This window comes from Acinetobacter sp. ANC 4805 (genome assembly GCF_022549495.1).
Taxonomy (GTDB): Bacteria; Pseudomonadota; Gammaproteobacteria; order Pseudomonadales; family Moraxellaceae; genus Acinetobacter.
Window position 1 is genome coordinate 1 of sequence record NZ_JAKZGD010000024.1, and the last position, 420, is coordinate 420.

General features: G+C 57.4%; 1 protein-coding gene. It reads left to right on the forward strand.

Annotated features, from left to right (window positions below; all coding sequences use genetic code 11):
* Nucleotides 1-58 precede the first annotated feature (58 nt).
* On the forward strand, nt 59-420 hold a 362-nt coding region (gene tpx / locus MMP60_RS15830), incomplete at its 3' end, for a thiol peroxidase (protein WP_241337286.1).

Consider the following 420-nt stretch of genomic DNA (forward strand, 5'->3'; position numbering starts at 1 on the left):
GCTGTCGGATGTCATACACTACTCGCGACGTTAACTATATGTAAACAGGAAGATAACCATGTCACAAACCGTGCATTTCCAGGGCAACCCCGTTTCTGTTCAGGGCACCATTCCGCAGGCAGGCGCTAAAGCGCAGCCGTTTACGCTGGTCGCCAAAGATCTCTCTGACGTCGCGCTGAGCCAGTACGCCGGCAAACGTAAAGTACTGAATATTTTCCCGAGCATTGATACCGGCGTGTGTGCCGCATCAGTGCGTAAATTCAACCAGCTGGCCGCTGAACTGGACAACACCGTAGTGCTGTGCATTTCCGCTGACCTGCCGTTCGCCCAGTCCCGCTTCTGCGGCGCGGATGGCCTGAGCAATGTGGTCACCCTGTCCACGCTGCGCGGCGCGTCCTTCCTCGCTGACTACGGCGTCGC